We start from the raw sequence: 7440 nt of genomic DNA, 5'->3' as shown, positions 1-7440 counted from the left end.
GGGCGGGGGCGGAGTTTAGGAACCCCGCCCCCGCGTCGCGCCCGCGCGGGGCCGGGGGCGCCGAACGGCTATCCTCACGCACGCAGTTCCTTCCGCACACGGTCGATTGTTCATGATTCCACGCCGCCTTTACGCCTTCGAAGCGACGATCGCGACGCTCGTCGCTCTGCTGTTCGCTCCCGCGAGCCTGCCCGCACAAGGCTTCGGCGGAGAGGGCTACGAGGCGCTGAAGCCGGGCATCGACCCCGGCGCCCCCGCGGGGCGGGCCGTCGGCGAGCGCTTGGAACTGACGGCGAACGCGGCTTATTGCGAGTCCCCCGGGACGATGAAGTTGCGGTACGACAGGGCTCGGCGGAGCGAGAAAATCACGGCCCACGCGGGGTTCCGCACGCACATCGACGGTTGGTCGACCGACGGCTCCGCGGCCGTCTGGGGCGTCGCGTTTCCGCACGCCGGGACGGTCAACGCGACGGCGACGCTGAAGATCGACCGGGCGAACGCCGGCCGGACGGTGCAGGTGCGATTGAAACGCGTTTCCGTCGCGAACGAGCGCACGGACGTCGACGCCGCCGAATTCATAACCCGGGCGACGAACGGCTTTGCACCGCAGGCGTCTGTGGAGTTGAACGTCCCGGAACCGGGCTTTTATGAGGTGCATCTTGCGGCGGGCACGTCGTTCGAACCCGCGGCCGAAGTCGGAGCGATTGAGGGACTGCTCCTCAAGGGCGAGGCCGTGGCCGACGCGACCGTGATGTCGATCCGCTCCCCCGGGGCCGGCGCCGTGCATGGGCGATTGCACAGCACGGCGGCCCCGCGGGGCGTACGGCTGGCGGTGGTCGAAGTTCGCATCGCCACGCCCGATCAGCCGGGACAATACTTCCCCGTCACGACCCCGTTCGGTTATTTCGGGTCCACTTGGAAGAACTTGGAGAACCGCTTCGGCGGCGCCAACTTCTCCCTGTGGTCCGACGGCGACGCCGCCCGCGCGGGGGAGGTGTCGAAACTCTCGCGGTTGTTGGCCTATCGAGCCGATGCCCGATATACGGTTTTCGGGCACGAGGGCATCGGCGTGAAGCCGATCGGCGAGAATCCGTGGGCCGCGATGAAGCCGACGCGGCGGCAGGTGATGACGGTTTCGAAGATTCCCGGCCCTCAATTCGAGACGTACGCCTGTCACTTCCTCAACTTGGACACCGGCGAGTGGGAACTGTTCGGCTGCGGTCAAAGTCTGAAAAAGCCCCGTCGGTCCGACGATCTGAGTGTCGGCCATTTTATGGAGGTTCTCTATCCCTCCCCGCACCTTCGCCGCGAATCCCACGTGCGAGGCTGGATGATGACTGAGAACGGCGAGTGGAGCCAGATCGATCGTCTGGCGCACGGCGCCTACCGCGGCGCTAAAGACCTCTCCCATCGACGGCACGGCGTGACCGACGACGGCTGGTTTTATCTTTCCACCGGCGGCTGGTTCCCGAACGATGTGGAGAAGGCGGACGTCGATCTGCCGGATCGGTTTCGACTCTCCGCCGACGAACGACCGGATTATCTCCAAGGAGCGAAGCTGCGGTCGCTGCTGAATCTACCGATCGAGGTCTCCGCCCCCAGCCGAGTGAGCGTCGACGGCGCCTCCGCGACGATTCAATATCGTGTCGAGAAAGGCGACCTCACCGGCGTCGGTACGTTGTATTACGGCCCCGAAGACGGCGCGACATTCCCCCACGACATCAACGACCGCGGCTATCCCTTCGTGGAGCAGTGGAAATGGGCCGACCGCATAGCTTTGGAAGGGGTGAAGATCGGGCGGAACGAAGTGACGATCGACGGCCTCGAACCCGGCACGACGTATTACTTCCGGCTGCTCCTGCAGGGGAAAGTCGCTCAGGTTTGGACTCCCGCGACGGAAACCTTCACGACGCGATGAACCGTTCGGAAGCGCCGGCGTTCAGCGAATCTTCACGGCCGAGACGTCGGGGACTCCCTCCTCGTCAACCTGATAGTCGTAGGTGAAGGGGGAGGTCGGCGACGCGGCGCCCCCTTGAACGGCGCCGTTGCAGTGCAGGGGGATGAGCCGCAATTGGGCATCCTTGCCCGGCGCCAGGTCGGTCGCCGACAGCGCAAAGCGGCCGTCGGCGTCCGGAACGGCGGAGGCGACGAGCGAGTCGTAATCGCCCCCGCCGGCGGGATCAAAATAGGCGACCACGCCGTACACCGGGGGCGTGCCCGTCACGATCCCGGAGACGGAGATCGTCTTGTCCTCGGCCGCGATCGCCAGATCCTCGAATCGGGCCTCGGGCGCCGTTCGTATCGCCTTCACCGAGCCGGAGAACTGCGGATGCGAGGCGAGCCGCAAGGCGTGCGGGAACGCCAGCACGCTGCCCGGTCCTTCGTTCCGCAACTCTTCCCCATAGGTTCGGTTGCCGCTGCCCATCAGCGGCATCCCGCGAACCTGCTGCGCGCGGGGAACCGTGCCGTGCGGCAAGCCGAGGGCATGGCCCAGTTCATGAGCGATCCCGCCGATAAAGATCGAATTATGACGGCCGAGCGAAATGCGGCCGTATTGACCGTCGAACATCATCGGCCGCGTGCGACTGAGTTGGATCACGTCCAGCTCCGGGGAATCCAGTTGCCAAGCCGTGCCGCGGGCGCCGGTTCCGCCGGCGTAATAGGGGGAGTTATGGGAGAACCGCAGCGCCTTTCCGTCCCAGTCGGCGAGGTTGCAGAAGATCACGATCGTCTCGCGGTCGGCGTCGATCCCCTCAGCGGCCAACGCGGGGACGCACTCGCCGCGAATCTCGCGGCCGGACGATTTGCCGTAATGGCTCGTCGGCTGTTCGCCGCGGACCGTGTAGAGAATCGTCTTTCCCTCGGAATCGACCTCTAAATGAATCGACCGCCGACCGAACCCGAGCCGCTCCATCTCGTCGGCGTAGAACGCCTGGATGTGCTTCATGATGCGGTCGAGGCGTTCCTGATAGTTCGCGGGGAACTCCCGGTCCGCGGGGGTCCAGCAGACGATGCGGAGGAGCCGTTCCGCTTCCTCCGGCTCCGTGTCGTCCCGCTCCGCCGCCCGCCAGTCGTTGAGGATGCGATTGGCCGCGGCGGCCTGCTGCTCCGGGGACTGAACCTCCTGTGCCGCTCCCGACCGGGCCGCGCAGAGTAGGACCGCCGCGGCGGGAAGGATGAAGCAGAGTCGTCGCACGGAGATCCCCTCACAGACGAATGGGTGCAGTCGTGAATTCCTGATTCTATACGCCCGCGATGCGAGAAACAGCGACGGAGAAATGCGCCCCGGCGGGCCGAGCCGCCACTGTGGACGGTGGGAGTGGCCGCAGACCTCTCTTCAGTGTCCACTGGGAGGAACTCGACTCGGAACGAACTGGCCCCGTGATGCTCCACGCCCGTCGCCGCACCTTCTCCTTCGCACCAAATCGAAGAGGGCTGTGGCTCGCCGCGCTCGCCCTCGTTGCGGGGACGTCCGTCACGGGGACGGCGGCAGGCGCCGGGGAGCCGGACGGCTTGGCGGGGGATTGGTCGCTGCGATTCGCCTCCGGCACGCCGGGGTGGATGCGGGTCGTCGAGAAAAACGACGGGGCGCAGGTGTTCTTTCGACGTTATATCGGCCCGGACGGACCGTATGACGCCGTGCCGGCGGCCGACGGGCGGTTGCGGTTTCGGGTCGATCGGGGCCGTCGACAGAACGTGGGAACGGCGACTTCGGTCGATGCGGGATTGAAAGACGGCCGGCTCGACGGCGTGTTGATTCGCAGGCTCGCGGACGGCACCGAGGAGCGGGAAGCCTTCACCGGGACGCGGATTCCGCCGATGCCGGACGAAGCCCCCGACCTGTCCAATGTGCGGTTCGGCCATCCGATCGCGCTGTTCAATGGCAAAGATCTGACCGGCTGGCGACCGCACGAAGCGGATAAGATTAATGGTTGGAGCGTCGAAGACGGCCTGCTGGTCAACAGCACGCCGAAGACCGACTTCAGCGCGACCGGCGCCCACGCGAATCTGCGGACCGTGGAGGAGTTCGAGGATTTCTGGCTGCACCTCGAATTTCTGGTCGAAGAGAACCGGAACAGCGGCGTTTATCTCCGCGGCATGTACGAGGCCCAGGTCGTCGACCGGGACAGTCGGATGCAGGGGGAGCAGGGCGTGGGGGCGATCTTCGGGGCGATCGCACCCTCGGAGAACGCCGGTCGGCCCGGCGGGGAGTGGCAAACCTACGATATCACCCTGGTCGATCGGCACGTCACCGTCGTCTTGAACGGGACGACGGTGATCGACAATCAACCGATCTCCGCCCCGACCGCCGGGGCGATTTATACCGATCCTTCGAAGCCCGGCCCGATCTATTTGCAGGGCGATCATACGAGCGTCGCGTTTCGCCAGATTTATCTCGCCCCCGTCGTGCGAGACTGAGGCCGCCCATCCGCCGTCGCTCCCTGCCGGCGGGGCGGACTCGGTAAACTGCCGGCCGTTCCCTCCCAGTTCCCCGGAGCCTCGCCCATGTCCGCCGCCGATCAACCGTCCGATCTCGACCCCGCCGCCGAGCGTCCGCCGGCCTCGGCCTACGACCAGCGGCTGCTGGACCTCTACGACGACCTCGCCCACAGCCGGATCGACCGGCGGACCTTTACGCGCAAAGCCGCCGCGTTCGTCGCGGCGGGCATCGGGACGGAGGCGCTGATCTCCTCGCTGGCGCCCAACTACGCGCTCGCCCAGCAGGTCAAACCGGACGACCCCCGCATCGTTGCGGAAATGGCGACTTACAAGTCTCCCAAGGGCGGCGGGGAGATCCGCGGGCTGCTCGCCATGCCCGCGCGGAGTGCCGGGGCTGGAGCGCAGGTGAAGTTGCCCGCTGTACTGGTGATCCATGAGAACCGCGGGCTGAACCCGTATATCGAAGACGTCGCCCGGCGGTTGGCCGTCGCGGGGTTCGTGGCGTTCGCCCCGGACGCGCTCACCCCGCTGGGCGGCTACCCCGGCAACGACGACGAGGGCCGCGCGATGCAGCGGAAACGCGACGGGGAGGAGATGACCGAAGACTTCATCGCCGCCGCGAAGTGGCTCGACGCGCACCCCCGTTCGACCGGCAAGGTGGGCGTGGTCGGCTTCTGCTTCGGCGGGGGGATGGCAAACACGTTGGCGGTGCGAATCCCCGAGGTGATCGACGCCGCCGTGCCCTTTTACGGCCGTCAGCCGGACGCCGCCGACGTGCCCAAGATCAAGTCGCCGGTGCAGATTCATAACGCCGGACTCGACGAGCGCATCCTCGCCGGCGCCCCCGCTTATGAAGCGGCGTTGAAAGCGGCCGGCGTGCCGTTCGAAGCGTTCGTCTATGAGGGAGCGAACCATGGGTTCCACAACGACACCACCCCCCGCTACGACGAAGCCGCCGCGAAGCTCGCGTGGGAGCGCACCCTCGCCTTCTTCAACAAGCGCTTGAAAGCCGGGTGAATCCGGAGTTTTCATTGCGAGACTGATGATTGCCCCCCGAGAGTTTGTTCCCATGAGAACGTTCGTCCCGACCCTGTTGCTCGTCTCGATCGCGGCGACGGCGCTGCCGTCGACCGCGGCGGGCGACGACGGCCCGCTCGCGGAGACCCTGCCGCCGCTGGTCGACGGCCGGGCGCCGGCGAACTTCGAGGAGATGTGGGCCGGCTTCGATCCGAGAGCGGAGCCGCTCGAAACGGAAACGCTGCGTGAATGGGAGGACGAGGGCGTCGCTCTAAAGATCGTGCGATTCCGTATCGGCGTCTTTAAAGGGGAGAAGGCGACGCTCGCCGCGATCTACGGCGCTCCGGCGGGACTGGCGGAGGGGGAAACGGTCCCCGGGCTGGTGCAGATCCACGGCGGCGGGCAGTTCGCCGACGCGAACGCCTGCATCACCAACGCGAAACGCGGGTACGCCACGGTCTCGATCGCGTGGGCGGGGCGCATCTCGGCAAAAGATTATCGAGTCGGCCCCGCCGAGGTGAAATTGTTCTGGGATGGCGAGACGGACGACCCCGCTTATCGACCGACCACCGACTGGGGCGCCGTCGACGGCTATCACGCCCCCGGCCGCAACCCGGGGAACGTCTTCCCCAGCGCCAAGGCGGCGGCGTGGACGCTGGATGCCGTCGAGTCGCCGCGGAACAGCGGGTGGTTCCTCGCCGCCATGGCCGCCCGGCGGGCATTGACGTTTCTGGAGAATCAGCCCGCGGTCGACCCCGACCGGCTGGGCGTCTACGGGCATTCCATGGGCGGGAAACTCACGGTGATGACCGCCGTCGACGACCGCGTGAAGGCCGCGGCGCCCTCCTGCGGCGGCATCAGCGATCGCTACAACGACAGCCCGCTGTTCAACGCGACGCTGGGCGACGACGTCAGTCTGCGGGAGGTCTCCTGTCCCATTATTTTTCTCAGCCCCGCGAACGATTTCCACGGGCGGATCGGCGATCTTCCGAAGGCGGTTCAGGAAATCGCCTCCGATGAGTGGCGGGTCGTTTGCTCCCCGCATCACAACCATCAGGACACCCCTCAATACGAAGTCGCCACGCAGTTGTGGTTCGACCAGCATCTCAAGGGGACGTTTCAGACCCCCGCGACGCCGCGGACGACGCTTGTGTTGAACGCCGCCGAAGGCGTGCCGATGCTGTCGGTGGAGCCGGACGCATCGCGGCCGATTCTCGACGTGAACGTCTTCTACACGCAGGACGGTCGGCCGAACGAGACGCCGTCCGAGCGGGAGGACGTCAAAACCCGTTACTGGCGACACGCTCCGGCACAGCAGATCGACGGACAATGGACCGCGGCGCTGCCCGTCGGCTCGACCGACCGCCCCCTCTGGGCGTTCGCGAACGTGACCTACGCCCTCGACGAGCCGGTGACCGGGGCGGGCTATTATTACGGGACGTATACGGCGGAGACGATCAATCTGTCGTCGTTGCTCATCACTGCCACGCCAGAGGGGCTGCGGGAGAACGGCGTGCGACCGACGCTGCGACGCTCCGCAGACATTGAATCGTTCGGCCCGGACTGGGAGCGGGAATGGTTCACTTACAAGCCCGAGAGTTGGGCCCGGACGACGTATAAGATCCATGACGAGATGTACGCCGCGCCCGCCGGGGCGACGCTGGCGCTGGAGGTCTCCGCGGATCAGCCGAACGACTTGATCGTCCGCCTCGATGATTCCGTCGCCGTCGTGCCGCTGGCGGGCGGCGGGGAGCGGCAGACGGTCGTACTTTCGCCCGGGGACTTCAAGAACTACTCCGGCGAGCCTTTGGCGGACTGGAGCGACGTGAGGGGTCTGACGCTCAGCCCGGCGGAGCGGTTGCGGGCGCCGCGGGGCGAAACGCCGTCGTCCCGCATCGTCGGCGGGGCGTGGAAGGGAGCGTCGCCGCGGTTCCACGTCCTTCGCTGGGAGACGCCCCCGGTCGCCCCGCCGCCCCCTGTCGC

5 protein-coding genes are annotated in these 7440 nt (G+C 66.8%); 4 read left to right on the top strand and 1 reads right to left on the bottom strand.

Annotated features, from left to right (window positions below):
* The first annotated feature begins 112 nt into the window (after positions 1 to 112).
* Positions 113 to 1918 (top strand): DUF3472 domain-containing protein, encoded by a 1806-nt coding sequence (locus tag LzC2_RS19085; RefSeq protein ID WP_171189626.1) that lies wholly within the window; start codon positions 113 to 115, stop codon positions 1916 to 1918.
* Between the two features lie 21 nt (positions 1919 to 1939).
* Here LzC2_RS19085 and LzC2_RS19080 read toward each other — a convergent pair whose 3' ends face one another.
* Complete coding sequence (locus LzC2_RS19080) at positions 1940 to 3196, bottom strand: hypothetical protein (RefSeq protein ID WP_171189625.1); 1257 nt, start codon at positions 3194 to 3196, stop codon at positions 1940 to 1942.
* A 188-nt stretch (positions 3197 to 3384) separates the two neighbouring features.
* Between LzC2_RS19080 and LzC2_RS19075 the strand changes: the two genes are divergently transcribed.
* The 3 genes from LzC2_RS19075 to LzC2_RS19065 form a co-directional block, all read left to right on the top strand.
* Positions 3385 to 4419, top strand: a complete 1035-nt coding sequence (locus LzC2_RS19075) for a 3-keto-disaccharide hydrolase (protein WP_171189624.1) — start codon at positions 3385 to 3387, stop codon at positions 4417 to 4419.
* A gap of 87 nt (positions 4420 to 4506) precedes the next feature.
* Entirely contained in the window at positions 4507 to 5457 is a 951-nt protein-coding gene (locus LzC2_RS19070; protein WP_171189623.1) for a dienelactone hydrolase family protein, read from the top strand.
* Positions 5458 to 5509: 52 nt separating this feature from the next.
* On the top strand, positions 5510 to 7440 hold a 1931-nt coding region (locus LzC2_RS19065), incomplete at its 3' end, for an alpha/beta hydrolase family protein (protein ID WP_171189622.1).

This window comes from Alienimonas chondri, assembly GCF_013036045.1.
GTDB classification, from domain to species: domain Bacteria; phylum Planctomycetota; class Planctomycetia; order Planctomycetales; family Planctomycetaceae; genus Alienimonas; species Alienimonas chondri.
This window is presented reverse-complemented; position numbering and strand designations above follow the sequence as displayed.